General features: G+C 68.5%; 20 protein-coding genes. 7 read left to right on the forward strand and 13 right to left on the reverse strand.

Annotation, left to right across the window (positions count from 1 at the left end):
• The first annotated feature begins 32 nt into the window (after positions 1–32).
• Positions 33–2,654, forward strand: a complete 2,622-nt coding sequence (gene gyrA / locus VGU03_RS00525; RefSeq protein ID WP_327477717.1) for a DNA gyrase subunit A — start codon at positions 33–35, stop codon at positions 2,652–2,654.
• Between the two features lie 74 nt (positions 2,655–2,728).
• Here gyrA and VGU03_RS00530 read toward each other — a convergent pair whose 3' ends face one another.
• Both VGU03_RS00530 and VGU03_RS00535 read right to left on the reverse strand, forming a co-directional pair.
• Positions 2,729–3,142: a DoxX family protein gene (locus VGU03_RS00530; protein WP_327477719.1), complete on the reverse strand. Its 414-nt coding sequence runs from the start codon at positions 3,140–3,142 to the stop codon at positions 2,729–2,731.
• Positions 3,143–3,264: 122 nt separating this feature from the next.
• The gene (locus VGU03_RS00535; protein WP_327477721.1) at positions 3,265–3,774 is read right to left on the reverse strand and encodes a peroxiredoxin; all 510 of its coding nucleotides are present in this window, start codon (positions 3,772–3,774) and stop codon (positions 3,265–3,267) included.
• A 133-nt stretch (positions 3,775–3,907) separates the two neighbouring features.
• Between VGU03_RS00535 and VGU03_RS00540 the strand changes: the two genes are divergently transcribed.
• The gene (locus VGU03_RS00540) at positions 3,908–4,393 is read left to right on the forward strand and encodes an Hsp20/alpha crystallin family protein (protein WP_327477723.1); all 486 of its coding nucleotides are present in this window, start codon (positions 3,908–3,910) and stop codon (positions 4,391–4,393) included.
• 89 nt (positions 4,394–4,482) lie between these two features.
• On the forward strand, positions 4,483–5,379 hold the full coding sequence (locus tag VGU03_RS00545) for a DnaJ C-terminal domain-containing protein (protein WP_327477725.1): 897 nt from the start codon (positions 4,483–4,485) through the stop codon (positions 5,377–5,379).
• Between the two features lie 111 nt (positions 5,380–5,490).
• Here VGU03_RS00545 and pilH read toward each other — a convergent pair whose 3' ends face one another.
• The 8 genes from pilH to VGU03_RS00585 all read right to left on the reverse strand — a co-directional run bounded on the left by pilH (position 5,491) and on the right by VGU03_RS00585 (position 20,915).
• A complete protein-coding gene (pilH, locus tag VGU03_RS00550) occupies positions 5,491–5,856 on the reverse strand; it encodes a twitching motility response regulator PilH (RefSeq protein WP_291192546.1) in 366 nt (121 codons plus the stop codon).
• Between the two features lie 74 nt (positions 5,857–5,930).
• Positions 5,931–6,935 (reverse strand): acryloyl-CoA reductase, encoded by a 1,005-nt coding sequence (locus VGU03_RS00555; protein WP_327477730.1) that lies wholly within the window; start codon positions 6,933–6,935, stop codon positions 5,931–5,933.
• A 19-nt stretch (positions 6,936–6,954) separates the two neighbouring features.
• A complete protein-coding gene (locus VGU03_RS00560; protein WP_327477732.1) occupies positions 6,955–7,551 on the reverse strand; it encodes a TIGR00730 family Rossman fold protein in 597 nt (198 codons plus the stop codon).
• Positions 7,552–7,816: 265 nt separating this feature from the next.
• Entirely contained in the window at positions 7,817–9,244 is a 1,428-nt protein-coding gene (gene lpdA, locus VGU03_RS00565; RefSeq protein ID WP_327477734.1) for a dihydrolipoyl dehydrogenase, read from the reverse strand.
• 102 nt (positions 9,245–9,346) lie between these two features.
• A complete protein-coding gene (gene odhB, locus VGU03_RS00570; protein ID WP_327477736.1) occupies positions 9,347–10,549 on the reverse strand; it encodes a 2-oxoglutarate dehydrogenase complex dihydrolipoyllysine-residue succinyltransferase in 1,203 nt (400 codons plus the stop codon).
• 78 nt (positions 10,550–10,627) lie between these two features.
• The gene (locus VGU03_RS00575) at positions 10,628–13,465 is read right to left on the reverse strand and encodes a 2-oxoglutarate dehydrogenase E1 component (protein ID WP_327477738.1); all 2,838 of its coding nucleotides are present in this window, start codon (positions 13,463–13,465) and stop codon (positions 10,628–10,630) included.
• A 303-nt stretch (positions 13,466–13,768) separates the two neighbouring features.
• Positions 13,769–15,742 (reverse strand): response regulator, encoded by a 1,974-nt coding sequence (locus VGU03_RS00580; protein WP_414655915.1) that lies wholly within the window; start codon positions 15,740–15,742, stop codon positions 13,769–13,771.
• A 97-nt stretch (positions 15,743–15,839) separates the two neighbouring features.
• On the reverse strand, positions 15,840–20,915 hold the full coding sequence (locus VGU03_RS00585) for a HAMP domain-containing protein (protein ID WP_327477742.1): 5,076 nt from the start codon (positions 20,913–20,915) through the stop codon (positions 15,840–15,842).
• 460 nt (positions 20,916–21,375) lie between these two features.
• Here VGU03_RS00585 and VGU03_RS00590 point away from each other — a divergent pair, with 460 nt between their 5' ends.
• From VGU03_RS00590 to VGU03_RS00600, 3 genes are read left to right on the forward strand one after another with little or no spacing between them, the layout of a single operon-like run.
• A complete protein-coding gene (locus VGU03_RS00590) occupies positions 21,376–21,678 on the forward strand; it encodes a hypothetical protein (RefSeq protein WP_327477743.1) in 303 nt (100 codons plus the stop codon).
• A 3-nt stretch (positions 21,679–21,681) separates the two neighbouring features.
• Entirely contained in the window at positions 21,682–21,957 is a 276-nt protein-coding gene (locus VGU03_RS00595) for a DUF5985 family protein (RefSeq protein WP_327477744.1), read from the forward strand.
• Positions 21,958–21,961: 4 nt separating this feature from the next.
• Positions 21,962–22,219 (forward strand): DUF5985 family protein, encoded by a 258-nt coding sequence (locus VGU03_RS00600; protein ID WP_327477746.1) that lies wholly within the window; start codon positions 21,962–21,964, stop codon positions 22,217–22,219.
• A gap of 22 nt (positions 22,220–22,241) precedes the next feature.
• Here the strand turns inward: VGU03_RS00600 and VGU03_RS00605 are convergent, their stop codons facing one another.
• The 3 genes from VGU03_RS00605 to VGU03_RS00615 are packed head-to-tail and all read right to left on the reverse strand — an operon-like array spanning position 22,242 to position 24,728.
• Positions 22,242–22,745: a hypothetical protein gene (locus VGU03_RS00605; RefSeq protein ID WP_327477748.1), complete on the reverse strand. Its 504-nt coding sequence runs from the start codon at positions 22,743–22,745 to the stop codon at positions 22,242–22,244.
• Positions 22,742–23,926 carry a cupin domain-containing protein gene (locus tag VGU03_RS00610; protein ID WP_327477750.1) on the reverse strand — a complete coding sequence of 395 codons (1,185 nt, stop codon included), beginning with the start codon at positions 23,924–23,926 and terminating at the stop codon, positions 22,742–22,744. The genes VGU03_RS00605 and VGU03_RS00610 overlap by 4 nt, the downstream gene beginning before the upstream one ends.
• Before the next feature lie 52 nt (positions 23,927–23,978).
• The gene (locus tag VGU03_RS00615; RefSeq protein ID WP_327477752.1) at positions 23,979–24,728 is read right to left on the reverse strand and encodes a sulfite exporter TauE/SafE family protein; all 750 of its coding nucleotides are present in this window, start codon (positions 24,726–24,728) and stop codon (positions 23,979–23,981) included.
• A 160-nt stretch (positions 24,729–24,888) separates the two neighbouring features.
• Here VGU03_RS00615 and VGU03_RS00620 point away from each other — a divergent pair, with 160 nt between their 5' ends.
• Complete coding sequence (locus VGU03_RS00620) at positions 24,889–26,706, forward strand: assimilatory sulfite reductase (NADPH) flavoprotein subunit (protein WP_327477754.1); 1,818 nt, start codon at positions 24,889–24,891, stop codon at positions 26,704–26,706.
• Position 26,707: the final 1 nt, after the last annotated feature.

Below are 26,707 nucleotides of genomic sequence, written 5' to 3' on the forward strand. Positions count from 1 at the left end.
CGTTCCATGGAAGCCGACTGGGAAGCCGATTGATGGCAGAACTCGCCAAAGAAGTCATCCGCGTCAATATCGAAGACGAGATGCGCCAGAGCTACCTCGATTACGCCATGAGCGTGATCGTGGGACGCGCCCTTCCCGACGTACGCGACGGTTTGAAGCCCGTGCATCGCCGCGTGCTGTTCGCGATGAACGAACTGGGCAACGCCTGGAACAAGCCCTACAAGAAATCGGCCCGCGTGGTCGGTGACGTGATCGGTAAATACCACCCGCACGGCGACGCCTCGGTCTACGACGCCATCGTACGCATGGCCCAGCCGTTCTCGCTGCGCTACATGCTGGTCGACGGCCAGGGCAACTTCGGCTCGGTCGACGGCGACAACGCGGCGGCCATGCGATACACCGAGGTGCGCATGTCGCGCCTCACGCACGAGCTGCTCGCCGACATCGACAAGGAAACGGTCGACTTCGGCCCGAATTACGACGAGTCCGAGCAGGAGCCGCTGGTCCTGCCCACGCGCGTGCCGAACCTGCTGATCAACGGCTCGGCGGGCATCGCGGTGGGCATGGCCACCAACGTGCCGCCGCACAACCTCAACGAAGTGATCGCCGGCACCATCGCGCTGATCGACGAGCCGTCGCTCTCGGTCGACGAGCTGATGCAGTACATCCCGGGCCCGGATTTCCCGACCGCCGGCATCATCAACGGCGCCGCCGGCATCGTCGAGGCCTACCGCACCGGCCGCGGCCGCATCCTGGTGCGTGCGCGCACCGAGATCGAGACCGAGGCGAACGGCCGCGAGACCATCCTGGTCCACGAGCTGCCCTACCAGGTGAACAAGGCGCGGCTGATCGAGAAGATCGCCGAGCTGGTGAAGGAAAAGAAGATCGAGGGCATCAGCGAGCTGCGCGACGAGTCCGACAAGGACGGCATGCGCATCGTGATCGAGGTGCGCCGCGACGCGATGGCCGACGTGGTGCTCAACAACCTGTTCCTGCAGACGCAGCTGCAGGTGACCTTCGGCATCAACATGGTGGCGCTGCTGGACGGCCAGCCGCGGCTGCTCAACCTCAAGGAAATCCTCGAGGCCTTCATCCGCCACCGCCGCGAGGTGGTCACCCGCCGCACCATCTTCGAGCTGCGCAAGGCGCGCGCCCGCGCCCACATCCTGGAAGGCCTCACCGTCGCGCTGGCGAACATCGACGAGATGATCGAGCTGATCCGCAGCTCCGCCTCGCCCGCCGAGGCGCGCGAGCGCATGCTCGCGCGCAAGTGGCAGCCGGGCATGGTCGGCACGCTGCTGGCCGCCGCCGGCGCCGAGGCTTCGCGGCCGGAGGACATGGACCCGCGCGATGGCCTCAAGCCGGAGGGCTACCAGCTCTCCGACGTACAGGCGCAGGAGATCCTGGCCATGCGCCTGCATCGCCTGACCGGGTTGGAGCAGGAGAAGCTTTCCGACGAGTACCGGCAGATCCTGGAGACCATCCGCGGGCTGATCGAGATCCTCGAGAATCCCGAGGTGCTGCTCAAGGTGATTCGCGAGGAACTGGAGGTCATCAAGGCCGAGTACGGCGATGCGCGCCGCACCGAGATCCAGCACTCGCAGGAGGACTTGAACGTTCTCGACCTGATCGCGCCGGAGGACATGGTCGTCACGCTGTCGCACACCGGCTACGTCAAGCGCCAGCCGGCCAGCACCTACCGCGCGCAGAAGCGCGGCGGCAAGGGCCGTTCCGCCTCGGCGCTGAAGGACGAGGATTTCGTCGAGCAGCTTTGGGTGGTCAACACGCACGATACGCTGCTGACCTTCACCAGCACCGGCCGCGTCTACTGGCTCAAGGTCTACCAGATGCCCGAGGCCGGTCCGGGCGCACGCGGCAAGCCGATGGTCAACCTGCTGCCGCTGGGCGAGGGCGAGAAGGTGCAGGCGGTGCTGCCGATCCGCGAATACAGCCCGGATTGCTACGTGTTCTTCGCCACCAAGTGCGGCACCGTGAAGAAGACGCCGCTGACCGAATTCGCCTTCCAGCTGCAGCGCGGCAAGATCGCGATCAACCTGGACGAGGGCGACGCGCTGGTCGACGTGGCGCTCACCAACGGCAACAGCGACATCCTGCTGTTCGCCTCCAACGGCAAGGTCAATCGCTTCGACGAGAACACCGTCCGTTCGATGGGCCGCACCGCCACCGGCGTGCGCGGCATGCGCCTGGCCGAGGGGGCCGAGGTGGTCTCGCTGATCGTCGCCGCCGAGGGCGCTGCTCTTGGAGGGGATATCCTTACCGCCACCGAGCGCGGCTACGGCAAGCGCACGCCACTGGAGGAATTCACCAAGAAGGGCCGTGGCACCCAGGGCGTGATCGGCATCCAGTGCTCCGAACGCAATGGCGGGCTGGTCGCCGCGGTGCAGGTCACCGAGGCGCACGAGCTGATGCTGATTTCCAATCAGGGCACGCTGGTGCGTACCCGCGTCGGGGAGATCTCGCAGCTGGGGCGCAATACCCAGGGCGTCACCCTGATCCGCCTGCCGGTCGACGAGAACCTGGTCAGCGTGGTGCGCCTGGATGCCGAGGAAGGCAACGGCGAGGACGCCGAGCCGGTCGAGGGAGCCGCGCCGGAAGGCCCGGCGCCGGTCCAGGACGGAACGGAAGAAGCCTGACGAAACGAAGAAAGCCCCGGCCAGTCCGGGGCTTTCTTTTGCGTCCGGCCCGCCTGCCGGTGGCGTTCGGCCGCCTAGCGCCGGTCGATCGAATAGCGCCCCGGGCCGGTGACGCACAACAGCAGCAGGCCGCCGATGATGGCGATGTTCTTGTAGAAATTGACCATGTTGGCCATGCGGTCGGCACCGGCCATGGTCCAGTAGTGGTGCCCGATCAACGCCGTGCCGAGCGTGTACAGGGCAAGCAGCAAGGCCAGCGGCCTGGTGCAGAAGCCGAGCGCGATCGCCAGGCCGACGAAGAACTCCATGAGGACCACCACCGCCGCCGCCAGCGTGGGGACCGGCAGGCCGGCGCCCGCCATATAGCCGACGGTTCCGGAGAAGTCGGTGAGCTTGTCCCAGCCGAACAGCACGAACAGCACCATCAGCAGGAGCCGGGCGAGCAGGATCACCTCGTTGCTGGCCTTGTCGAGCAGTACGTAGCGCATGGCGGCGACCTCCTTCGCGACCGGTTGACGTGGCAGGGCTTGCGCCCTGGTCTTGCGGCGCCGATCGTAACTCCCCGCGGGCCTGCCATGCTGGGAAGAGCCGGCGCAACGGATGCCCGGCTTCAGCCGGCCGTAGTGCGGGCCCCTACACCGAGTGCCTGCAGCATGGCCTCGGCGGTGGAAACGCGGAACTCCCCCGGCGCCTCCACGTACAACTGGCGGACCACGCCATCCTCTGCATACAAGGCGAAGCGGCGTGCGCGTAGCCCCATGCCGTAAGCGGTGCCATCGAACTGCAGGCCCAGCGCGCTGGTGAAACTGGCGTTGCCGTCGGCCAGCAGCTTCAGCCCGGCGGGCACCTGCTGCACGGCCGCCCAGGCCTGCATCACGTAGGCATCGTTCACGGCCATGCCTACCACCTCGATGCCATGCTCCCGGAACGTGCGGTAGTGCTGCACGTAGCCGGGCAGGTGGTGGTCCGAACAGGTCGGCGTGAAGGCGCCGGGCACGGCGAACAGCACGACCCGGGCGTGGGCGAACAGGCTGGCGGTGGACTGGCGGCGGGCCGGTGCGCCGTCTTCGATCACCGTCACTTCGACGTCGGGTAGGGGCTGGCCGATCTGGATGCTCATGTGGGTCGTCCTTGCGGGTGGGGCAGGCATCCTAAACCCGGCCCGGGCCGCTGTCGCCTTGAATCGCCGCCGCGCGCACCTACTTCTGGGGCAAGCGGCGCAACGCCGTGACCCTTTGGAGGAGGACCCGCCTATGAGTTCGAACCGCAACCCGATGTGGAACGCCGCCAGCGCATTCCCCGAGGAAATCCGCCATGCCTTCGACCGCTTCTTCCAGCAGGAAGAAGCCGACGGCTCCAACGTGGTGACCAGCCAGTGGGCGCCGCGCGTGGACATCAAGGAGGAAGACAAGCGCTTCGTGATCTTCGTGGACGTGCCCGGCGTGGACCCGGCAAACATCGAAGTGAGCATGGAAAAGGGCATTCTGACCATCAAGGGCGAACGCACCGTGCAGAACCAGGAGCAGAACGGCCGGTTCACCCGCATCGAGCGAGCGCACGGCACCTTCCACCGCCGTTTCGCGCTGCCTGACAGCGCCGATCCGGAGGGCATCACGGCGGTGGGCCGCCACGGCGTGCTGGAGATCGTGATACCCAAGCGGGCGGAAACCACGCCGCGGCGCATCTCGATCTCCACCGACCACGGCACCGGCGGCGGCGGCCCGTCCATCAACCACTGAAGCACAAGCCCTAACGTGTCACTGGCGGCCGCTCGCGGAGCACTTCCGCGGCGGACCGCCTGCCTGTGCAGTCTTGCCGAGGAAGGGCAGTGGAATTCAAAGACTATTACGACATCCTCGGGGTGAAACCCGACGCCAGCGAGGCCGAGATCAAGGCGGCCTACCGCAAGCTGGCGCGGCAATACCACCCGGACAAGAACAAGGAAGCTGGCGCGGAGGAGCGTTTCAAGGCCATCAACGAAGCCAACGAGGCGTTGCGCGATCCGGAGAGGCGTCGCGCCTACGACCAGTTGCGCGCGGGCGGCTACCGCGGCGGCGAGCAGTTCCGCCCACCGCCGGGATGGGGGCAGGGCGGCGGCTACGATTTCGGCGACGCCGGGGACGGGGATTTCAGCGATTTCTTCGAAAGCCTGTTCGGCCGCGCCGGCGGCGGTCCCCGCGGACAGCCGCGCCCACGCCGCGGCCGTGACATACAGGCGCAAGTGCAGATCGACCTGCAGACGGCGTTCGACGGCGGCCGTACGCGGCTGGCGCTGCAGGGCAGCGGGCAGGAGCGCGTGCTGGAGGTGAAGATCCCCGCCGGCATCCAGTCCGGCCAGGTGATCCGGCTCGCCGGCCAGGGCCAGGCCGGCGCGGCCGGAGGTCCGGCGGGCGATCTGCTGCTGGAAGTGACGATCCGCGACGACGCGCGTTTCCGGCTGGACGGCCGCAACGTCCTGCACGTGCTGGCGCTGGCGCCATGGGAGGCCGCGCTGGGCGCAACGGTGCCGGTGCCGACCCTGGCCGGTACGGTGGACCTGCGCATTCCGGCCGGCTCGCAGTCCGGCCGCAAGCTGCGGCTGAAGGGCCGCGGCTTGCCGGGCCACCCGGCCGGTGACCAACTGGTGGAACTGTCCATCCGCGTGCCGGCCGCCGAAAGCGAGGCCCAGCGGGAGGCCTACGAGGCGCTGCACAAGCAGTTCGAGGGTTACGACCCGCGGGCCTGATGCCTCTGGGCGGGCGTGCCGGGAGGTGGCGCAAAAACCGGCGACGGGCGAATGCGCGGCTTACGGTCCTTCTGGAGCCCTCTCCCGCAGGGGAGAGGGCTCGAAAGCGGTTCAGGCCGGCAGCAGCGGCTTGATCGTGGCGATCAGTTCGTCTTCCTTGATCGGCTTGGTCACGTAGGCCTTGGCGCCTTGGCGCATGCCCCATACGCGATCGGTTTCCTGGTCCTTGGTCGTGACCAGCACCACGGGGATGTGGGCGGTATCGGGGTCCTTGCTGATCGTGCGGGTGGCCTGGAAACCATTGAGGTTGGGCATGACCACGTCCATCAGGATCAGGTCCGGACGCTCGCGGCGGGCCACCTCCACGCCGGCGGCACCGTCTTCCGCGGTCAGCGCCTCATGGCCGAGCTTCTCGACGATGCGCTTGAGGCCCAGCAGCTGCGACGGGGAATCGTCGACGATCAGGATTCGTGCCATGAGGTTTGGGGGTTCCCTAGTAGTTGTCGTGAATTCTATGCCGCGCGCGGGGCGCTTCCAAGCGTGGCGTGGGCTCAGGCGCCGCCGATGCGCACCAGGGTGCGTCCGAAGGATTCGCCGGCCAGCATGTGTCCGAAAACCTCCGGCAATGCTTCCAGCGTCACCTCCCGCGTGGCGATGCGGTCCAGGTGGCGGGGCTTCCAGTCGTCGGCCAGGTGCTGCCAGATGGACTCGCGCAGGTCGCGTGCGGTACCGGCCGAGGCGACGCCGAGCAGGCTCACGCCGCGGATGATGAAAGGCATGACGGTGCCGTCGAAGGCGATTCCGCCGGCGTTGCCGCAGATGGCCACGTTGCCGTAGGGCGCGATCAGCGGCAGCAGCCCGGCCAGCATCGGTCCGCCGACGTTGTCCAGCGCGCCGCCGAAGCGCACCGAATCCATCGGCTTGCCGCTGAAGGACAGCTGGCGGCGGTCGATGCATGCGCTGGCACCGAGGCTGCGCAGCGCGTCGAAATGGTCGGTCTTTCCGCTGATCGCATGCACCTCGTAGCCGGCGCGGCTGAAGATGTCGATCGCAAGCTGGCCCACGCCGCCGCTGGCACCGGTGATGGCGACGGGCCCGAGCTCCGGACTCTGGCGGTTGTCCTGCATGCGCGCGAGCGCGAGGGCCGCGGTGAAGCCGGCGGTGCCCAGGATCATGCTCTCGCGCAGGGACAGCCCCTGGGGCAAGCGGATCGTCCAGCGCGCATCGAGCCGCGCGTACCGGGCATAGCCGCCGTCGCGCGTCTCGGACAGGCCGCTGCCGGTGCACAGCACGGGGTCGCCTTCCTTGAAGGCCGGGTCGGTCGAGGCCACCACGTGGCCGGCCAGGTCGATACCGCCGTTCAACGGGTAGCGGCGCAGGATCTTGCCCGTGCCGGTGCCGGCCAGGGCGTCCTTGTAGTTGACCGAGGAGTACGCAACCTCGACCAGCACTTCGCCCGGCGTGAGCGCATCGGCATCCATGGTTTCGATGCCGCTGCGGTAGCCGGCGCCGTCGCTGTGGATGCGCAGGGCGCGGAACGGGGTGGTCGGGTTCATGCCTTGCCTCCTGCCGGGATCATGCGTCGATGCTGCGATCATCCACCCATTTGGGCAGGTAGCGGCCCTCGTAGCTGGCCATCCAGTCGAACAGCGCACCCATGTCGGCGCCGAACCAGACGTCCTCGCGCTGCTCCGGGCGCACGAAGCGCTCGCCGACCATGTGGTCCATCATGGCGCGCAGGTGTGTGTAGTAGCCGCGCACGTCCAGGAAGGCGCAGGGGTAGCGATGCAGGCCCAGCTGCGCCCAGGTCAGCATCTCGAACATCTCGTCCATGGTGCCGAAGCCGCCGGGCAGGGCGACGAAGGCGTCGGCAAGCTCGTACATGCGGGTCTTGCGCTGGTGCATGGTGTCGACCACCACCAGCTCGCTCAAGCCTGGATGGGCGACTTCCAGATCGACCAACTGGCGCGGGATCACACCGATGACCCTGCCGCCGGCCGCCAGCACGGCGTCGGCCACCGTGCCCATCAGCCCCACCTTGCCGCCGCCGTAGACCAGGGCGATGCCGCGGCGGGCCATCTCGGCGCCGAATGCCTGGGCCTGCGCGAGGTAGTCGGGGTGGCTGCCGCTGCTGGAGCCGCAGTAGACGCAGAGGGCGGTGGGTTGGGGCATGGGGATCCGTCGAACGTGTGGCTCGGGCAGCCTGTATCAATTTACGGGCTCGTCATTCCGGCAAAGCGGGAATCCATCTTCATGTGGTGCCGAGGCCAAAATGGATTAGTCGCTGCGCTCGCCCTCGAGGCCGGCCTTCGGCCGTTCTGCACGCTTCGCGCGGGTCCCGCTCTCGCTGGAATGACCCCCGTCGAGGGGGGGCATCGGGAAAACAAGCGGCCCGCCCATGTCGCCACGAGCGGGCCGCCTCGGCCTTGCAGGGCGGTCAGTTGCCCTTGTGGATGGCGCGCTTGTCGACCGACAGCGCAGCCTCGTGCACGGCCTCGGACAGGGTCGGATGGGCGTGGACGATGCGCGCCAGGTCCTCGGAGGAACCCTTGAACTCCATCGCCACCACGCACTCGGCGATCAGCTCGGACACGCCCGGGCCGACCATGTGCACGCCCAGGATGCGATCGGTCTCGGCGTGGGCGAGCATCTTCACCTGGCCGATCGCCTCGTTCATCGCCACCGCGCGGCCGATGGCGGCAAATGGGAAGGTACCGACCTTGTAGGGCACGCCCTCGTCCTTGAGCTGCTTCTCGGTCTTGCCGGCCCAGGCGATTTCCGGCTCGGTGTAGATCACCCACGGCACGGTGTCGAGGTTGATGTGGCCGGCCTTGCCGGCGATCCACTCGGCCACCGCGACGCCTTCCTCGGAGCCCTTGTGCGCCAGCATCGGGCCGCGCACCGCGTCGCCGATCGCCCACACGCCGTCCACGCCGGTGTGGTTGTGTTCGTCGACCACGATGCGGCCGCGCTCGTCCAGCTTGACGCCGGTATCGCCGGCCAGCAGGCCGTCGGTGTAGGCGCGGCGGCCCACGGCCACCAGCAGCTTGTCGACCACGAGGCTCTGCTCGCCGTCCTTGTCGGAGTAGGTCAGGTGCACCCCATCCTTCTTGACCTCGGCCTTGGAGACCTTGGCGCCGAGCTTGATGGCCAGGCCCTGCTTGGTGAATTCCTTCAGCGCGATCTTGGCGACGTCCGCATCGGCGGCGCCCAGGAAATCGGGCAGCGCCTCGAGCACGGTGACGTCCGAACCCATGCGCTTCCACACGCTGCCGAGCTCCAGGCCGATCACGCCGGCGCCGATCACGCCCAGGCGCTTGGGCACCTCGGTGAAGTCCAGCGCGCCGGCGTTGTCGACGATCGCCTTGCCGTCGAACTTGGCGAACGGCAGCTCGATCGGCACCGAGCCGGAGGCCAGGATCACGTTGGTGGCGCTCAGGGTCTGCTTGGAACCGTCCTTGCCGGTCACCTCGACCTGATTGCCTTTGAGCAGCTTGCCCTTGCCGTAGAAGGCCGTGACCTTGTTGGCCTTGAACAGCTGGCCGATGCCGCCGGTGAACTGCTTGACGATCTTGTCCTTGCGGCCGATGAAGGTGCCCAGGTCGACCTTGGCGCCTTCCACGCTGATGCCGTGGACGGGGAAGTTGTGCGAGATGTTCCAGAACTGGCGCGAGGAATCGAGCAGCGCCTTGGACGGGATGCAGCCCACGTTGAGGCAGGTGCCGCCCAGCGCCTGCTTGCCGTCCTTGCCGGTGAAGTCGTCGACACAGGCGGTCGAAAGGCCCAGCTGCGCGGCGCGGATCGCGGCCACGTAGCCGGCCGGGCCGGCGCCGATGACGATGACGTCGAATTGTTGGTCACTCATGGTTTTGGGGTCCTTGAAGCGGGAACGGGGAACGGGGAACGGGGAACATGGGAATGGCGTGTGGCCGACGTTCCCCGTTCCCTGTTCCCTGTTCCCGATGCATTACAGACCCAGCAACATCCGCTGCGGGTTCTCCAGCTGATCCTTGATGTCGACCAGGAACAGCACCGCGTCCTTGCCGTCGATGATGCGGTGGTCGTAGGAGATGGCGATGTACATCATCGGCGCGGCGATGACCTGGCCGTTCTCGACGATCGCGCGCTCCTTGATCGTGTGCATCCCCAGGATCGCGCTCTGCGGCGGGTTGACGATCGGCGTGGAGAGCAGGGAACCGAACGTCCCACCGTTCGTGATGGTGAAGGTGCCGCCCTGCAGGTCCTCCAGCGAGAGCTTGCCGTCGCGCGCCTTCTTGGCGTAGTCGGCGATGCCCTGCTCGATCTGCGCGAAGCCCATGTCCTGCACGTCGCGCAGCACCGGCGTCACCAGGCCCTTGTCGGTGGACACGGCGATCGAGATGTCCTGGTAGCCGTGATAGATGATGTCGTTGCCGTCGACCGAGGCGTTGATGATCGGGTGGCGCTTGAGCGCCTCCGCGGCCGCCTTGACGAAGAAGCTCATGAAGCCGAGCTTGATGCCGTGGGTCTTCTGGAACTGATCGCCCAACGACTTGCGCATCTTCACCACCTCGGCCAGGTTCACCTCGTTGAACGAGGTGAGCATGGCGATCGAATTTTTCGACTGCATCAGGCGCTCGGCGATCTTGGCGCGCATGCGGGTCATCGGCACGCGCTCTTCCGGACGCGCGCCCGGCGTGGGCTTGGCGGCCGGCGCGGACGGCGCCGGGGCGGCGCCGCCCTTGCCGTAGTTGACCAGGTCTTCCTTGGTCACGCGGCCGTCGCGGCCGGTGCCGGCGACCCTGGAGGGGTCGATGTGCTGCTCGGTCGCCACGCGGCGGCCGGCGGGGGAAAGCTCGTCCACGCCCTTGGCTGCCTTCGGAGCCTCGGCCGCGGCCGGCGCCGGGGCGGCGGCCTTGGGCTCTTCCTTCGCGGCCGGCGCCGGCGCGGCGGCGCCTTCCTCCAGGATCGCGATGACCTGCTGGCTGTTCACCGTGTCGCCGGCCTGGTGCCTGATCTCCTTGAGCACGCCGTCGACCGGCGAGGGCACTTCCAGCACCACCTTGTCGGTTTCAAGGTCGACCAGGTTCTCGTCGCGCTTGACCGCATCGCCGACCTTCTTGTGCCAGCTGGCGATGGTGGCGTCGGAGACCGACTCGGGCAGGACGGGGACTTTGACTTCGATGGACATGACGGGTCCTTGGGGGTTGGGGCGCTCGTCCATGGGCGCAGCATCTGGCGGCCGTCCTGGCCGCGTGATCCGAAAAGCTTACTCCGCCGACTGGTCGTCGCCGATGGGCGCGACCAGCGCCTGCTCGACGAGCGCGGTCTGCTCGGCGGTATGGGTGTTGAGGTGGCCGGCGGCCGGCGCAGGCGAGCGGCCACGGCCAGCGTAGGAAAGGGTGAGCTTGGAGCCGACGCAGGCCTGCAGGTGGTGGCGGATCTGGAACCAGGCGCCCTGGTTCATCGGCTCCTCCTGGCACCACACCACTTCCTTGGCCGACGGGTACTTGGCCAGTTCCTCGACCACCTGCGGGCGCGGGAACGGATAGAGCTGCTCGACGCGCACGATGGCGACGTCGGCGAGCCCGCGCTTCTCGGCCTCTTCCAGCAGGTCGTAGTAGACCTTGCCCGAGCACAGCACCACGCGCTTGACCTTCTTGGGCGCAAGCTCGCGATGCTCGCCGATCACCAGCTGGAAGCTGCCGCCGGAGAGCTCGTCCAGCGAGGACACCGCCAACTTGTGGCGCAACAGCGACTTGGGCGTCATCACGATCAGCGGCTTGCGCACCGGGCGCACCATCTGCCGGCGGATCATGTGGAAGGCCTGCGCCGGCGTGGTCGGCACGCACACCTGCATGTTGTCCATCGCGCACAGCTGCAGGAAGCGCTCCAGGCGGGCGGAGGAGTGCTCCGGGCCCTGGCCCTCGTAGCCGTGCGGCAGGAACAGCGCCAGGCCGCACAGGCGGTTCCACTTGGCTTCGCCCGAGCTGATGAACTGGTCGATCACCACCTGCGCGCCGTTGGCGAAGTCGCCGAACTGCGCTTCCCAGATGTCCAGCGTGTACGGGTCGGTGGTGGCATGGCCGTATTCGAAGGCCATCACCGCCTCCTCGGACAGCAGCGAGTCGATCACCTCGACGTCGGCGCCCGCGCGCACGGTGGCCAGCGGCATCCAGGTGTGGCCGTCCTTCTGGTCGTGCAGCACCGCGTGGCGATGGAAGAAGGTGCCGCGGCCGGAGTCCTGGCCGACCAGGCGCAGGTTGTAGTCCTGGTCGATGAGCGTGGCGTAGGCCAGGTTCTCGGCGAAGCCCCAGTCGGCCGGGTGCTCGCCGGTCGCCATCTTGCGGCGGTCGTCGTAGATCTTGGCCACGCGCGGCTGCAGCGTGAGATCGGCCGGCAGGTCCAGCAGCTTGTTGGCCAGCTCCACCAGCTTCTGCTTGGGCACGCCGGTGTCGGTCTGGGTGGACAGCTTGCCGCCGATGAAGCGGCTCCAGTCCACGTGCACGTCGCGCCTGGGATCGGGGTCGAGCGCCGTCATCGAGCCGCCCGCTTCGAGGCGGTCGCGGTAGGCGTCGAGCTCCTTCTGACCGTCGCCCTCGGCCAGCACGCCTTCCTTGACCAGCTGCTGCGCGTACAGGTCGCGCGTGGTCGGACGCTTCTTGATGACCTGGTACATCACCGGCTGCGTGGCGGACGGCTCGTCCGCCTCGTTGTGGCCGTGGCGGCGGTAGCACACCAGGTCGATCACCACGTCCTTGCGGAACTGCTTGCGGAATTCGTAGGCCAGGCGGGTGACTTCGATCACCGCCTCGGGGTCGTCGCCGTTCACGTGGAACACCGGCGCGTTGACCATCTTGGCCAGGTCGGTGCAGTACAGCGTGGAGCGGGCGTCCTGCGGGTTCGACGTGGTGAAGCCCACCTGGTTGTTGATCACGATGTGCAGGCTGCCGCCGATCTTGAAACCGCGCGCCTGCGACATCTGGAACAGTTCCATGTTGACGCCCTGGCCGGCGAAGGCCGCGTCGCCATGGATCAGCACCGCCATCGACTGGGTGTGCTCGCCGTCGCGGCGGCGGATCTGCCGCGCATGCACGGAGCCGGCCACCACCGGGTTGACGATCTCCAGGTGCGAGGGGTTGAACGCCAGCGCCACGTGCACGCCGTTGCCGTCGGGCGTCTTGACGTCGGCGGAGAAGCCCATGTGGTACTTCACGTCGCCCGAATGGGCAGGGTCGTCCGGATGCTCGAACTTGCCCTCGAACTCGTTGAACAGGGTCTTGGGCGGCTTGCCCAGGATGTTGACCAGCACGTTCAGGCGGCCGCGGTGGGCCATGCCGATGACCAGGTCCTTGACGCCGTTGTCGCCGGCGGAAGTGACCACGTCGTCGACCATCGGGATCAGGCTGTCGCCGCCTTCGAGCGAGAAGCGCTTCTGGCCGACGTACTTGGTGTGCAGGTAGCGTTCCAAGCCCTCGGCGGCGGTCAGGCCCGCCAGCACGCGCTTCTTGCCCTTGGCGTCCAGGCCGGCGCTGCCGTTGGCCTGTTCCAGCCGGGTGTAGATCCAGGCGCGCTGCGCGTGGTCGGAGATGTACATGAACTCCGCGCCGATCGTGCTGGCGTAGACCTTCTTCAGGCGCGCGAGCAGTTCGCGCAGCTTCATGCGCTGGCCGCCGCCGGCGAAGGTGCCGCAGTCGAACTCGGTGTCCAGGTCGGCGTCGGACAGGCCGTGGAAGGCGAGCCCGAGGTCCGGCGCGTCCATCTTGTGGGCCAGGCCCAGCGGATCGAGGTCGGCGGCCAGGTGGCCGCGCGAGCGATAGGCGGTCAGCAGGCGCAGCACGCCGGCCTGCTTGCGGGCGTGGGCGTCGTCCACCGGGGCGGCGGCGCCGACGCGGCGCTGCTTCTGCGCGGCCTCGATGCGGGCGATGGCGGCCGAGTGCGGGGTGTCGCTGCCGCGGCCCTTGAACGACTCGAAGTAACCGGCCCAGTCGGCGGACACCGACGAGGGGTCGGCAAGCCAGGACTCGTAAAGCTGCTCGACGTAATCGGCGTTGCCGCCGGCGAGTTGGGAGGACTCGGAAAACTCGCGAATCAGGTTCGTGCTCACGTCACCACCGGCAGGGAGGAAAGGCTTGCGGCCGTTTGTCTGGGGAAGGGCGAAAAAGGCCGATGCAATCTTAACGATTATACCCCGGGCCTGCTGCGCCGCGGCAAGCCAGGACACGGTGGGAGGTCGCGGTAGCGGCGCCGATTTCAAGCCCGGATGCAGGCGGATCGGCATGGCGTCGTGCTTGCGCGCCGGGGCAGGTGCCGCCGGACCGGCGGGCCCCGGTCCAGCCGGCATTCAGTTCGGGCGCCTCGCGGGCCGCAGGCAACGGCTCGGACCGGGTCGTGCCGGAACGGCTGGCGCCTAGGGAGCGGCGAGTGCGGCGGCGATCGCGTCGCGCAACTGGGTGACGGTGAACGGCTTGGCCACCACGACCACCCCTTCGGGCGCGCCGGAAATCGCCGCGGTGTCGGCGTAACCACTGATGATGATGCCGGGCAGGCCCGGCTTGACCTGACGCAGCTTGCGGATGACCTCGGAGCCGGAGACCAGCGGCATGGCGTAGTCGCTGATGATGAAATCGACGGTCGGCAGGCCGTCGGCGTCGATCAGTTCGCTCACCTGGCCGCCATCGGCCGCGGTGGTTACCCGATGCCCGAGATCCTCGAGCATGGCCGCGGTGGTGGCGCGCACGCCTTCATGGTCGTCGACCAGCAGGATGTGGCGCGACTGGCTGCGCGTGGCGAAGCCGTCGACCGGATGGCTCACGGCCGCGCGGCGGGCGGCCTCCGGCGCGCGCGGCAGCCACAGCTCGACCGTGGTGCCGTGGTCGAGCCGGCTTTCGATGCGCGTGGTGCCGCCGGATTGCTGGGCAAAGCCGTACACCATGGACAGGCCCAGACCGGTGCCCTTGCCGACCGCCTTGGTGGTGAAGAACGGTTCGGTGACGCGCTCGAGCATCTCCGGCGCGATGCCGCAGCCGGTATCGGAAACGGCCAGCACCACGTAGTCGCCCGCGACCGTGTCGCCATCGCCCGCGAGGCTGGCGTTGCGGCAGGCAATGCGGATCTTGCCGCCCTCGGGCATGGCGTCGCGGGCGTTGATCGCCAGGTTCATCAGCGCCAGCTCGAGCTGGGTCTCGTCCGCGTAGGGGGACCACAGGCCCTCGCCCAGCTCCCACTCCAGCGTGACCAGCCCGCCCAGCGTATGCGCCAGCAGCTCGCTGACCGTGCTGGCGAGGCTGTCCATGTCCACGCGTGCCGGCGCGAGCTTCTGCTTGCGGGCGAAGGCGAGCAGGCGCGAGACCAGTTCGGTGCCCTGCTGGGCGGCGTGGCGGGTCATCTCCAGCACCTTGCGCTGGTCGTCGGCGAGCGTGACGCGCCGTTCGATCAGTCCCAGGCCGCCGAGCACCGCGGCCAGCAGGTTGTTGAAGTCGTGGGCGATGCCGCCGGTGAGCTGGCCCAGCGCATCCATCTTGCGCACGTGCAGCAGCTGCGATTCGAGGTTCTTGCGCTCGGTGACGTCAAGCAGCGTGCCTGCATATTCCAGCGGCCGCCCGTCGGCGTCGCGCAGCAGCACCGCCTGGTCGAGAAAGTGCTTGTAGGTGCCGTCGGCGCACTGCCAGCGGTATTCCACCGCATAGGCGCGGCCGTCGCGGCGGGCGCGCAGGGCGGCTGTGACGCGCTCGCGGTCGTCCGGATGCAGCCGCTCCACCCACAGCGTCGGCGTGGCGACCACCTCCTCGAAATCGAAGCCGGTGACGGCCTTGAAGTTGCCGCTGACGAACTTGGGGATGCGTGGGACCGCATCCTGCTCTTCCAGGTAAAGGATGATCGGCAAAGACTGGATGATCGCTGCCTGGCGCTGTTCGGCCAGGCGCAGCTCCTGTTCGGCGCGCAGGCGCTCGGCGTTGGCGCGCAGGTTGGCGTCGAGCAGCTCCTGCTCCTGCCTGGCCTTGCGCCGCACCTCGCGGGTCATCATGTAAAGGTCGACGAACACCGCCGCCTTGGAGCGCAGCACCACCGGCTCGACCGGCTTGAACACGTAGTCCACCGCGCCCATCGAATAGCCGCGGATCAGGTGTTCGGTCTCCTTGTTGACCGCCGAAAGGAAGATGATCGGGATGCGCTTGGTCTGCTCGCGCGCGCGGATGATCTGCGCGGTCTCGTAGCCGTCCATGCCGGGCATGTAGACGTCCAGCAGGATCACCGCGAACTCGCCCTTGAGCAGGTGGCGCAACGCCTCCTCGCCGGACTTGGCGAGCACCACGTCGGCCACGTCCTCCAGCACGGTGCGGATGGCCAGCAGATTCCGCTCGTCGTCGTCGACGATCAGGATGCGCGCCCGCTCGGGCGGATCGGAGGAGCGGGCGCGCCGGGCGGCGGCCGAGAGGGGAGGACGGGAAACGCGAACGTTCATCGGCTTCGATTCCATGCTACGGCGCGACAGCCGGCGCGCGCTCGCGTGCACGCGCGATCCACACGCGCAACAGGGCGAGCAGCAGCTCGATGTCCACCGGCTTGGCGATGTAGTCCGAAGCGCCGGCGTCCAGGCACTTCTGGCGGTCGCCCTTCATCGCCTTGGCGGTGACGGCGATCAGCGGCACTTCGGTCAGGGCCGGCTGCGCGCGGATCTGCTGCATGGTCTCGTAGCCGTCCATCTCCGGCATCATGATGTCGATCAGCGCGATGTCGATGCCCGGCGTCTGCTCCAGGATCAGGATGCCTTCGCGGCCGCCTTCGGCGTGCAGCACTTCCACGCCGTGGCTTTCCAGCACGCTGGTCAGCGAATAGATGTTGCGGATGTCGTCGTCGACGATCAGGACGCGTGCGCCGGCCAGCTCCGGCACCGGGCGCAGGCCGGTGGCCGGTTCCGCGGCGGGCCGTGGCGCGGGCGCCTTGCGCGCCTGGGTGGCCAATCGTCTGAACATCTCGCTCAGTTGCTCCGGCGCGGCCGGCTTCTCGGTGACGCCGAAGGCGCCCAGGCCCAGCGCAGAGTTGAGCCTGTCGGCGCCGGAGATCACCTGGATCGGCATGTGCATGGTCTGCGGATCGTGCTTGAGCAGGTCCAGCAGCACGAAGCCGTCGATGTCGGACAAGCCCAGGTCCAGCGTGATCGCATGTGGTTGCAGCTTGCGCGCCAGCGCCAGCGTGCCCGCGCCGGCGGTGGATACCACGCCCTTGAGCCCCGCCTCGCGGGCGATGTCCAGCAGGATCGAGGCGAAGGTCGGGTCGTCCTCGACGATCAGCACGAAAGGTCCGTCGCCCAGCGAATCCCGGTCGTCGGTGACCTCCAGCTGCGAGGGCAGCACGCCTGGCACCGTCGCGCCGTTGTTGTCGTAGCGGGCGTCGCTGCCGCCCTGCGGCAGGGCGGCCAGCGACACGGCTTCCATCGGCACGAACAGGGTGAAGGTGGAGCCCTCGCCCGGGGTCGAGCGCACCTGCAGCTCGCCGCCGATCAGTCGCGCGATCTCGCGGCTGATCGACAGCCCTAAGCCGGTACCGCCGTACTTGCGGCTGGTGGTGCCGTCGGCCTGCTGGAAGGCCTCGAAGATCAGCTTCTGCTTGTCCTTGGGAATGCCGATGCCGGTGTCGGTGACGGCGATCTGGATGGCCCGGTCGGCGTAGCGCAGTACCGGGTGGTTGGTGCTCCAGCCGCTCGACGCCGGCCGCACCGCCAGCGTGACGCTGCCCTCGGCGGTGAACTTGAAGGCGTTCGACAGCAGGTTCAGCACCACCTGCTGCAGGCGCTTCTCGTCGGTGCGGATCGCCGCCGGCAGCGCCGGATCGAACTCCACCTTGAAATCCAGCCCCTTGTCGCTGGCGAGCTGGCGGAAGGTGCGTTCCATGTGCTGCTTGAGCCCGCTCATCGGCATGTCGCCGATCTCGATCGAGACCGTGCCCGATTCGATCTTGGACAGGTCCAGGATGTCGTTGATCAGGCTCAGCAGGTCCGAGCCGGCCGAATGGATCGTGCGGGCGAACTCGGTCTGCTTCTCGCTCAGGTTGCCCTGCGGGTTGTCCGCCAGCAGGCGCGAGAGGATCAAGAGCGAGTTGAGCGGCGTGCGCAGCTCGTGGCTCATGTTGGCCAGGAACTCGGACTTGTACTTGGAGGTGAGCGCCAACTGCTCGGCCTTTTCCTCCACCGCGCGACGGGCCATCTCGATCTCGAAGTTCTTCGCTTCCACCTGCTTCTTTTCGTTCTCCAGCAGCTGGGCTTTTTCCTGCAGCTCTTCGTTGGTGGTGTGCAGCTCTTCCTGCTTGGTGGTCAGCTCGGTCTGGCGCGACTGCAGTTCCTGCGTGAGCAGCTGCGACTGCTTGAGCAGGCCCTCGGTGCGCATGGTGGCGGCGATCGTGTTGAGCACGATGCCGACCGATTCCATCAGCTGGTCGAGGAAGCTCTGGTGGGTCTCGTTGAAGTGGTTGAACGAGGCCAGCTCGATCACCGCCTTGACGTCGTCCTCGAACAGCGCCGGCAGGATCGCCACGTTGGCCGGCGCCGCGTGGCCCAGGCCCGAGCCGATGCGGATGAAGCCGTCCGGGATGTCGGTCAGCAGCATCGCGCGCTTGTCGGCGGCGCACTGGCCGACCAGGCCTTCGCGCAGCCGGAAGGTGGGCTTGAGCTGGTCGCGGCTCTCGGCGCCGTAGCTGGCGACCAGGTCGAGCACCGTTTCGTTGTCCTCGCGGCGCGCCACGTAGAACACGCCGTACTGCGCGTTCACCAGCGGCGCGAGCTCGGACATGATCAGGTTGGACACCGTGGCCAGGTCGCGCACGCCCTGCAGCATGCGCGAAAAGCGGGCGAGGTTGGTCTTGAGCCAGTCCTGTTCCGCATTCTTCAAGGTCTGTTCCTTGAGGTTGCGGATCATCTCGTTGATGTTGTCCTTCAGCGCGGCCATCTCGCCGGAGGCGGCCACCGCGATGGAGCGGGACAGGTCGCCCTTGGTCACCGCGGTCGCCACGTCGGCGATCGAGCGCACCTGGTTGGTCAGGTTGGCGGCGAGCTGGTTCACGTTGTCGGTGAGGTCGCGCCACAGGCCCGCGGCGCCGGGCACGCGCGCCTGGCCGCCGAGCTTGCCCTCGATGCCGACCTCGCGCGCCATGTTGGTCACTTGGTCGGCGAAGGTCGCGAGCGTCTCGATCATGCCGTTGATGGTGTCGGCCAGCGCGGCGATCTCGCCCTTGGCGTCCACCTGCAGCTTGCGCTTCAGGTTGCCCTGCGCCACCGCGGTCACCACGTCGGCGATGCCGCGCACCTGGTTGGTGAGATTGGTGGCCATCAGGTTGACGTTGTCGGTGAGGTCCTTCCAGGTGCCGCCCACGCCGGGCACCTGCGCCTGGCCGCCGAGCTTGCCCTCGGTGCCCACCTCGCGCGCCACGCGGGTCACTTCCGAGGCGAAGCCGTTCAACTGGTCCACCATCACGTTGATGGTGTCCTTCAGGGCCAGGATCTCGCCCTTGACGTCCACGGTGATCTTCTTCGACAGGTCGCCGCGCGCCACCGCGGTGGTCACGTCGGCGATGTTGCGCACCTGGCCGGTGAGGTTGTCGGCCATCAGGTTGACGTTGTCGGTGAGGTCCTTCCAGGTACCGGCCACGCCGCGCACCTGCGCCTGACCGCCGAGCTTGCCTTCGGTACCGACCTCGCGCGCCACGCGGGTCACCTCGGAGGCGAAGGAGTTCAACTGATCCACCATCGTGTTGATGGTGTTCTTGAGCTCGAGGATTTCGCCCTTGACGTCGACGGTGATCTTCTTGGAAAGATCGCCCAGCGCCACGGCGGTGGTCACCTCCGCGATGTTGCGCACCTGGCCGGTGAGGTTGGCCGCCATCGCGTTCACGTTGTCGGTGAGGTCCTTCCAGGTACCGCCCACGCCGGGCACCTGCGCCTGGCCGCCGAGCTTGCCCTCCGAACCGACCTCGCGCGCCACGCGGGTCACCTCGGAGGCGAAGGAGTTCAGCTGGTCCACCATCACGTTGATGGTGTTCTTGAGCTCCAGGATCTCGCCCTTGACGTCCACGGTGATCTTCTTGGAAAGATCGCCGCGCGCCACCGCGGTGGTCACCTCCGCGATGTTGCGCACCTGGCCGGTCAGGTTGCCGGCCATCAGGTTCACGTTGTCGGTGAGGTCCTTCCAGGTACCGCCCACGCCGGGCACCTGCGCCTGGCCGCCGAGCTTGCCCTCCGAACCGACCTCGCGCGCCACGCGGGTCACCTCGGAGGCGAAGGAGTTCAACTGGTCCACCATCACGTTGATGGTGTCCTTGAGCTCCAGGATCTCGCCCTTGACGTCCACCGTGATCTTCTTGGACAGGTCGCCGCGCGCCACCGCGGTGGTCACCTCCGCGATGTTGCGCACCTGGCCGGTGAGATTGGCCGCCATCAGGTTGACGTTGTCGGTGAGGTCGGCCCAGGTGCCGGCCACGCCGGGCACCTGCGCCTGGCCGCCGAGCTTGCCTTCGGTGCCCACTTCGCGCGCCACGCGGGTCACTTCCGAGGCGAAGCCGTTCAACTGGTCCACCATCACGTTGATGGTGTTCTTGAGCTCCAGGATCTCGCCCTTGACGTCCACGGTGATCTTCTTGGAGAGGTCACCCGAGGCCACGGCGGTGGTCACTTCGGCGATGTTGCGCACCTGGCCGGTGAGGTTGTCGGCCATCAGGTTCACGTTGTCGGTGAGGTCCTTCCAGGTGCCGCCGACGCCGGGCACCTGCGCCTGGCCGCCGAGCTTGCCCTCGGTACCGACCTCGCGCGCCACGCGGGTCACCTCGGAGGCGAAGGAGTTGAGCTGGTCCACCATGGTGTTGATGGTGTTCTTGAGCTCGAGGATCTCGCCCTTGACCTCCACGGTGATCTTCTTGGAAAGGTCGCCGGAGGCGACCGCGGTGGTCACCTCGGCGATGTTGCGCACCTGGCCGGTGAGGTTGGTGGCCATCGCGTTGACGTTGTCGGTGAGGTCCTTCCAGGTGCCCGCCACGCCCTTCACGGTCGCCTGGCCGCCCAGCTTGCCCTCGGTGCCGACCTCGCGCGCCACGCGGGTCACCTCGGAGGCGAACGAGGCCAGCTGCGCCACCATCGTGTTGACCACCTTGCCGATGCGCAGGAACTCGCCGCGCAGCGGGCGGCCGTCGATCTCCACGGTCATGGTCTGGGAGAGATTGCCCTTGGCCACCGCGCCGATCACGCGCGCCACCTCCGCGGTGGGCTGCACCATGTCCTCGATCAGTTCGTTGACCGAGCGGATCGCGCTTTCCCAGCCGCCGGTGGCCGTTTTCACGCGGGCGCGCTGGTTGATGCGGCCTTCCTTGCCGACCACGACGGAAAGCCGGGCGAATTCCTCGGTGAGCTGGCGATTGAGGCCGACCACTTCGTTGAACAGCCGGGCCACTTCCGGATCGGCGCCTGGGCCGCTCTCCGGCAGGCGCACGCTGAAGTCGCCGCTGCGCAGGCTGTGCAGGGCGGCGACTAGCTGGGGACGGTCCAGGATTTCCTGGCAGATTTCGGCGTTCACATGAGTCTCCTGTGTCGTGACCAGCACGTCCTGCACAGGTCGATCATGATGGGCGGCGCGCCCGGCGAGAAGAAGGAAAGCCGCCGAGGTTGCACGTTCCACGCTGAACCCATGCTTCAATCCGTCGCGCGCGAGCGCCGGCAAGCCCCGTACGGGGCCTGTCGATCGCAAGGCGAGCAGCGCGCGCCGATACGGGGTTGCCGCGCTTTAGCGGTTCCGGAACGTCGCCGCTCCCCACGTCGCAGCGCGGCGCACCATAGCATGGCGCCGGGTTGGCTTCGCGCGAAGGAGCCCATAGAATGCGGGCGGTCGTTGCATCAGGTCGCTCCACTCGGGACCGGCTTTGGGGACATCCCGCGGTGATCCGCCAGACAAGGGGGCGACTTTCGGAATGCCATTGGAGAAGGATGTAGCCGGTTTCCTGCGGTCGACATTCCGGTCCATCTGGTCGATGGAGCTGTTGTTCCTGCTGCTGCACGACCCCTCACGCTGCTGGTCCCCGCCGGAACTGGTCGACGCGCTGCGCGCAAGCGAACTGGTCGTGAGCCAGGCGGTGGAATCGCTGCACGCCGCGGGACTGGTCGTATGCGAAAGCGACGACCTCGTGCGCTACGGCCCCGCCTCCGACGAACGCCACCAACTGGTCCTGGCGACACAGGCGCTCTATCTGAAGTCGCCCGATGCCGTCATGCGCCTGATCATGCGGTCGCGGTCGGACAACCTCGTCGCCTTCGCCGACGCCTTTCGATTCCGTAAGGATTAGCGCGTGTCATCCTATTTTGCATCGGCCGTCTATCTGCTGTGCTTCTTCACCAGTTCGGTCTGCGCGCTGATGCTGGGGCGCAGCTTCCGCCGCACGCGGACCCGGCTGTTGTTCTGGAGCGCGCTGTGCTTCGGGCTGCTGGCGTTGAACAACCTGCTGCTGGTGCTGGACCTGGTGGTGCTCCCCCCGTCGATAGACCTGGCCCTGCCGCGCGGCCTGGTCGCGCTGGCGGCGGTGGCGACGTTGCTGTTCGGCTTCATCTGGGATGCGGAGGAGTGAGGTGATGATGTACTTCCTCGGCGGGGCGATCGCCTGCGGCCTGTTCGTCGCCGCCCTGTTCTTCCTGCGCTTCTGGCGCCGCACCGGCGATGGCCTGTTCCTGGCCTTCTCGGTGGCCTTCGGGCTGATGGGTGTGGCGCAGATCGTCATTGCCGCGATCAACATCTATTTCGAGGACAGCAGCCCGGCCTACCTCATCCGGCTGGCCGCCTTTGCCCTCATCATGGTGGCGATCGGCCGCAAGAACAGGAAGTCGACCTAGCCTCCGGTCCGTCCCGGGCCGCCTACAGGTCCAGCGGCTGCAGCACGCCGGCGCGTTCGGCACGTTCCCATCGTTCGTCGAACTGCTGGCGCAGCGGCGCCCAGCCGGGACGGTCGGCCAGCGCGGCGCGACCCTGCGGGCGCTCGGCATCGGGCTGGAACAGGTAGCCGCCGGCATCGGTGAGCAGGCAGGCCGAGATGTCGCCCAGGTCGATCTCCTCGACGGGCATGCGCACCTTCAGCACGCTCGGCAGCCGCTGCATCAGCAGGATCAGGCGGTGGCCGTCGCGCAGCGCGGCGGCCGGATCGTGCAGCAAGAGGCGGATCTGCGCGCCGCGGCCGGCCGTGGCGATGCGGCGCAGCTCGGCCAGTTCCTCCGCGCTCGAATAAAGCGAGTCGTCCAGGCGCGGCAGCCGGATGTCCACCTCGCGGCGTGCCTGGGCAAGCAGCGTCAGCCGCGCCGCGGCCAGCTCGTCGGCGCTGCCGGCCGGCAACGTGCCGCTGGGGTCCGGCGCCTGGCCGGTCACCGGCGGGCCTTGTGCGGCACGAGATGACCGTCGTTGACCAGTGCGGTGAGCAGGTCCAGCGCGGCGTCGCCGGGTACTTCGTCGAAGGCAAGCGTGCGTTGCGCGCACAGCCGCTGCGCCAGCTCGCCGGTGGCCGGGTAGGCGTGGCCGTTGGCGAACAGCGTGGCGCCGCGCCGGCCGCGGCCCCAGGCCAGCCGGGACCACGGATGGCGCAGCAGCGTCGCGCCGCCTTCCAGGCGCTTGCGCAGCATCGCCGGCGTCAGCGGCTTGGCCGGCGGCGCGGGCGTCTGGGCGTTGCGGTAGCGGGTGATGAAGCGGCCGAACCAGTCGCGCAGGCTGTCCTCGTCCAGGGCGGCGGCGAAGGGCAGCGCCGCGCGCAGGCGGGCGAGGGCGGCGGCGTCGATCTCGCCGGCGGCGCGTGCCGGGGCGAGGTCGGCGTCGGTGTAGCGCTGCGCCTCGTCCAGCCGCTCGGCGAGGTAGTCGGCCAGGTCGCCGGTCAGTTCCGCCTGTGAGGGCGCGCGCATGCCCACGGAAAGCGTCATGCAGGGACCGCCGAAGGCGACCCCGTCGTGCGGCACTCCGGGCGGCAGGTAGAGCATGTCGCCCGGCTCCAGCAGCCATTCGTGGGTGGGCTCGAAATGCGCCAGCTGCTTGAGCTCGACGTCGGGGCGGAAGTCCCTGGGTGCGGCCGGATCAGTGCTGATCGCCCAGTGCCGCTGACCAAGCCCCTGTAGCAGGAACACGTCGTACTGGTCCACGTGGGCGCCGACGCCGCCGCCGGGTTCGGCGTAGGAAATCATGACGTCGTCGATGCGCCAGCTCGGCAGGAAGCGGAAATGTTCCAGCAGCTGCGCCACGTCGGCGTCCCACTTGTCCACGTCCTGCACCAGCAGGGTCCAGTCCGTGCTCGGCGTGCCGGCGAAGTCGGCCTCGTCCAGCGGGCCGGTCTTCACCGACCAGCGGTCGCGCGCCGGGTCGTGGACGATCAACCGCGACAGCGCGCCTTCCTCGCAGGCCAGGCCCGCCAGGTCATCCGGCTGCAGCGGCGGCTGGAAATCGGGGAAGGCATTGCGGATCAGCAGCGGGCGCTTCTGCCAGTAGTCGCGCAGGAACTGCGCCGGCGGCATGCCCAGCGGCTGCTTGGCCGAGCCGCGGACTTCGATGGGGAGCTTGTCGTTCATCGGGCCATTGTACGGCCGGGTTCGCGCCGCGAGCCCGCGGCGCGCGCATGCCTCAGCCCATCAGCTTCACCACGTTGTTCAATCCCAGGCCCAGCACCGCGATGGCCGCCAGCACCGTCGCCACGCGCGCGGGCAGCCGCCGCGCGAACAATGCGCCCAACGGCGCGGCCAGGACGCCGCCGGCGATCAGCCCCAGCACGGCGGCGCCGTGGCTGAGCCCGACCAGGTAAAGGAAGCTCGCGCTGGCCGCCACGCTCACCACGCACTTGGCCAGGTGCACGGTGCCGATCACCGTGCGCGGCGTCGCCCCGCGGGCTACCAGCGTGGTCACGGTCAGCGCGCTCCAGCCGCCGCCGGCCACCGCGTCGGCGAAGCCCGCGGCCAGGCCCAGCACCGGCGTGCCGCGCGGCGTGTCCGTGCCGGTCGGGCGGTTGCGTACGCCGCGCACGAGCAGGAACAAGCCTATGCCGAGCAGGTAGGGCGTCAGCGCCATCCGCATCCAGCCTGCCGGCACGTGCACCACGACCATCGCGCCGGCCACGGCGCCCACCACGCCCGGCACCGTCAGGATCCAGAACAGCGGCCAGCGCACGTTGCCGGCCAGCCAGTGGCTGACGCCCGACGCACCGCAGGTGAAGGCCTCGGCCTGGTGCACGCTCGCGGTGGCGGTCACCGGCGGCACGCCCAGGCCCAGCAGCATGGTCGCCGAAGCCACGCCGTAGGCCATGCCGAGCGCGCCATCGACCAGCTGGGCCAGCGCGCCGACGCCAGCGAAAGTGAGGAACTCCGGGAGGGGAAGCATGGCGCAAAGGATATAGGCGGAGGCCGGAGTATCGGCAGTGCCGTGCGCGCGCCGGAAATAAGGCCTCGGCATAACCACATGCCGAGCTGTCCTTTCCCCGTCGGGATGACGCCGCCTAGATTGGCAGGCACCCACATTGGCCGTCCAAAGGAGAGACGACGTGAATGCCCTGGTCGCCCCGGAGCCGTTGTCCATCGTGCTCAGCGCGGAAAAGAGCGCCTTGCTCGCCAGGCTGGCCGAGGGACTGGCCGCGGAGGAGCTCTACTGGGTGGCCGCCTGGAGCGCCGCGCGGGCCGGCCAGGCGCAGCCGGGCGTCCGCCGTGCGGAGGCGACGCCGGCAAGCGCGCCGGACGCGCCACGGCTGACCATCCTCTACGGCAGCCAGACCGGCAACGCCAAGCGCGTCGCCGAGCAGTTCGCCTCGAGGAGCGAAGCGGCCGGCCTGCCGGTGCGGCTGGCGCGCGCCGACGGTTATCCGCAGCGCGACCTGGCTAAGGAAACCCACCTGCTGGTGGTGATCAGCACGCAGGGCGATGGCGAGCCGCCGGACGACGCGCGCGGCTTCGTCGAGTTCCTCGCCGGCAAGCGCGCGCCCAGGTTGACGGGATTGCGCTACGCGGTGCTGGGCCTGGGCGATTCGAGCTATCCGCAGTTCTGCGCCGTCGGCCGCCAGCTCGACGAACGCCTGGCCGAACTCGGCGCGGCGCGCTTCGCGCCGCTGGGCGAGGCCGACGTGGACGTCGAGGCGGTCGCCAAGCCGTGGTCGGCCCAGGCGCTGGAAAAGGCCCGCGAGGCGCTCGCAAGTACCGCGCCGGCCGCCGCCCGCAGTGCCACCGTGCACGCCTTGCCCAGCCGTGGCGCACATTCGCGCGAGCAGCCGTTCGCCGCCGCCGTGCTGGCCAACCAGCGCATCGTTTCGCGCGACAGCGAGCGGGCCGTCCACCACATCGAGCTTTCGCTGGAGGGCTCCGGCCTGCGCTACGCGCCCGGCGACGCCCTCGGCGTCTGGCCGGTCAACCCGCCCGCGCTGGTGGCGCAGTGGCTGCAAGCGCTGCACCTGGATGGCGCGCACGAAGTCGTCCACGAAGGCCGCAGCCTGCCGCTGGCGCAGTGGCTCTCGCGCGAGCGCGAACTGACCCGGCTCACGCGCGCCTTCGTCGCCGCGCAGGCCGCCGCCAGCGGCCATGCCGACCTGATGCGCGTGCTGCGCAAGGAAAACGCCGCGCCGTTCGCCGAGCTGCTGGATAGCCACCAGCCGATCGACCTGCTGCGCCGCTATCGCGCGGCGTGGCGCGCCGAGGAACTGGTCGCCGCGCTGCGCCCGCTCACCCCGCGGCTGTATTCGATCGCCTCCAGCCCGCGCGCCGTGGGCGAGGACGAGGTCCACCTGACCGTAGCCAAGGTCGAGTACGAGGCCTTCGGCGCGCCGCACTGGGGCGCCGCTTCGGCCTTCCTCGCCGCTCAGGCGGAGGACGCTCGGGTGCCGGTGTTCATCGAGGCCAACGACCGCTTCCGCCTGCCGGCCGACGATGCGCGCGACGTCATCATGATCGGCCCTGGCACCGGCGTGGCGCCGTTTCGCGCCTTCGTGCAGGACCGCCGCGAGACCGGCGCGCGCGGCCGCAACTGGCTGTTCTTCGGCAACCGCCATTTCACCCGTGACTTCCTCTATCAGGTCGAATGGCAGGGGGCGCTCAAGAGTGGCGCGCTGCACCGCCTCGATCTGGCCTTTTCGCGCGACACCGCACGCAAGGTCTACGTGCAGGACCACGTACGCGAGCAGGGCAGGGAGCTCTACGCCTGGCTGCAGGGCGGCGCGCACCTGTACGTATGCGGCGACGCCAACCACATGGCCAAGGACGTGCACGCCGCGCTGGTCGATATCGCCGTGGCGCACGGCGGCCACTCCCCCGACGACGCCAGGGCCTGGCTCGCCGACCTCCTCACCCAGGGCCGCTACGCCCGCGACGTGTACTGAC

It is taken from the genome of Frateuria sp., from assembly GCF_035944355.1.
Classification (GTDB): domain Bacteria; phylum Pseudomonadota; class Gammaproteobacteria; order Xanthomonadales; family Rhodanobacteraceae; genus Frateuria_A.

What these genes read in the sequence shown, in the direction of transcription:
- gyrA (WP_327477717.1), top strand. Translation starts at nt 33, where the DNA reads ATGGCAGAACTCGCCAAAGAAGTCATCCGCGTCAATATCGAAGACGAG.
- VGU03_RS00530 (WP_327477719.1), bottom strand. Translation starts at nt 3,142, where the DNA reads ATGCGCTACGTACTGCTCGACAAGGCCAGCAACGAGGTGATCCTGCTC.
- VGU03_RS00535 (WP_327477721.1), bottom strand. Translation starts at nt 3,774, where the DNA reads ATGAGCATCCAGATCGGCCAGCCCCTACCCGACGTCGAAGTGACGGTG.
- VGU03_RS00540 (WP_327477723.1), top strand. Translation starts at nt 3,908, where the DNA reads ATGAGTTCGAACCGCAACCCGATGTGGAACGCCGCCAGCGCATTCCCC.
- pilH (WP_291192546.1), bottom strand. Translation starts at nt 5,856, where the DNA reads ATGGCACGAATCCTGATCGTCGACGATTCCCCGTCGCAGCTGCTGGGC.
- VGU03_RS00555 (WP_327477730.1), bottom strand. Translation starts at nt 6,935, where the DNA reads ATGAACCCGACCACCCCGTTCCGCGCCCTGCGCATCCACAGCGACGGC.
- VGU03_RS00560 (WP_327477732.1), bottom strand. Translation starts at nt 7,551, where the DNA reads ATGCCCCAACCCACCGCCCTCTGCGTCTACTGCGGCTCCAGCAGCGGC.
- lpdA (WP_327477734.1), bottom strand. Translation starts at nt 9,244, where the DNA reads ATGAGTGACCAACAATTCGACGTCATCGTCATCGGCGCCGGCCCGGCC.
- odhB (WP_327477736.1), bottom strand. Translation starts at nt 10,549, where the DNA reads ATGTCCATCGAAGTCAAAGTCCCCGTCCTGCCCGAGTCGGTCTCCGAC.
- VGU03_RS00600 (WP_327477746.1), top strand. Translation starts at nt 21,962, where the DNA reads ATGATGTACTTCCTCGGCGGGGCGATCGCCTGCGGCCTGTTCGTCGCC.
- VGU03_RS00610 (WP_327477750.1), bottom strand. Translation starts at nt 23,926, where the DNA reads ATGAACGACAAGCTCCCCATCGAAGTCCGCGGCTCGGCCAAGCAGCCG.
- VGU03_RS00615 (WP_327477752.1), bottom strand. Translation starts at nt 24,728, where the DNA reads ATGCTTCCCCTCCCGGAGTTCCTCACTTTCGCTGGCGTCGGCGCGCTG.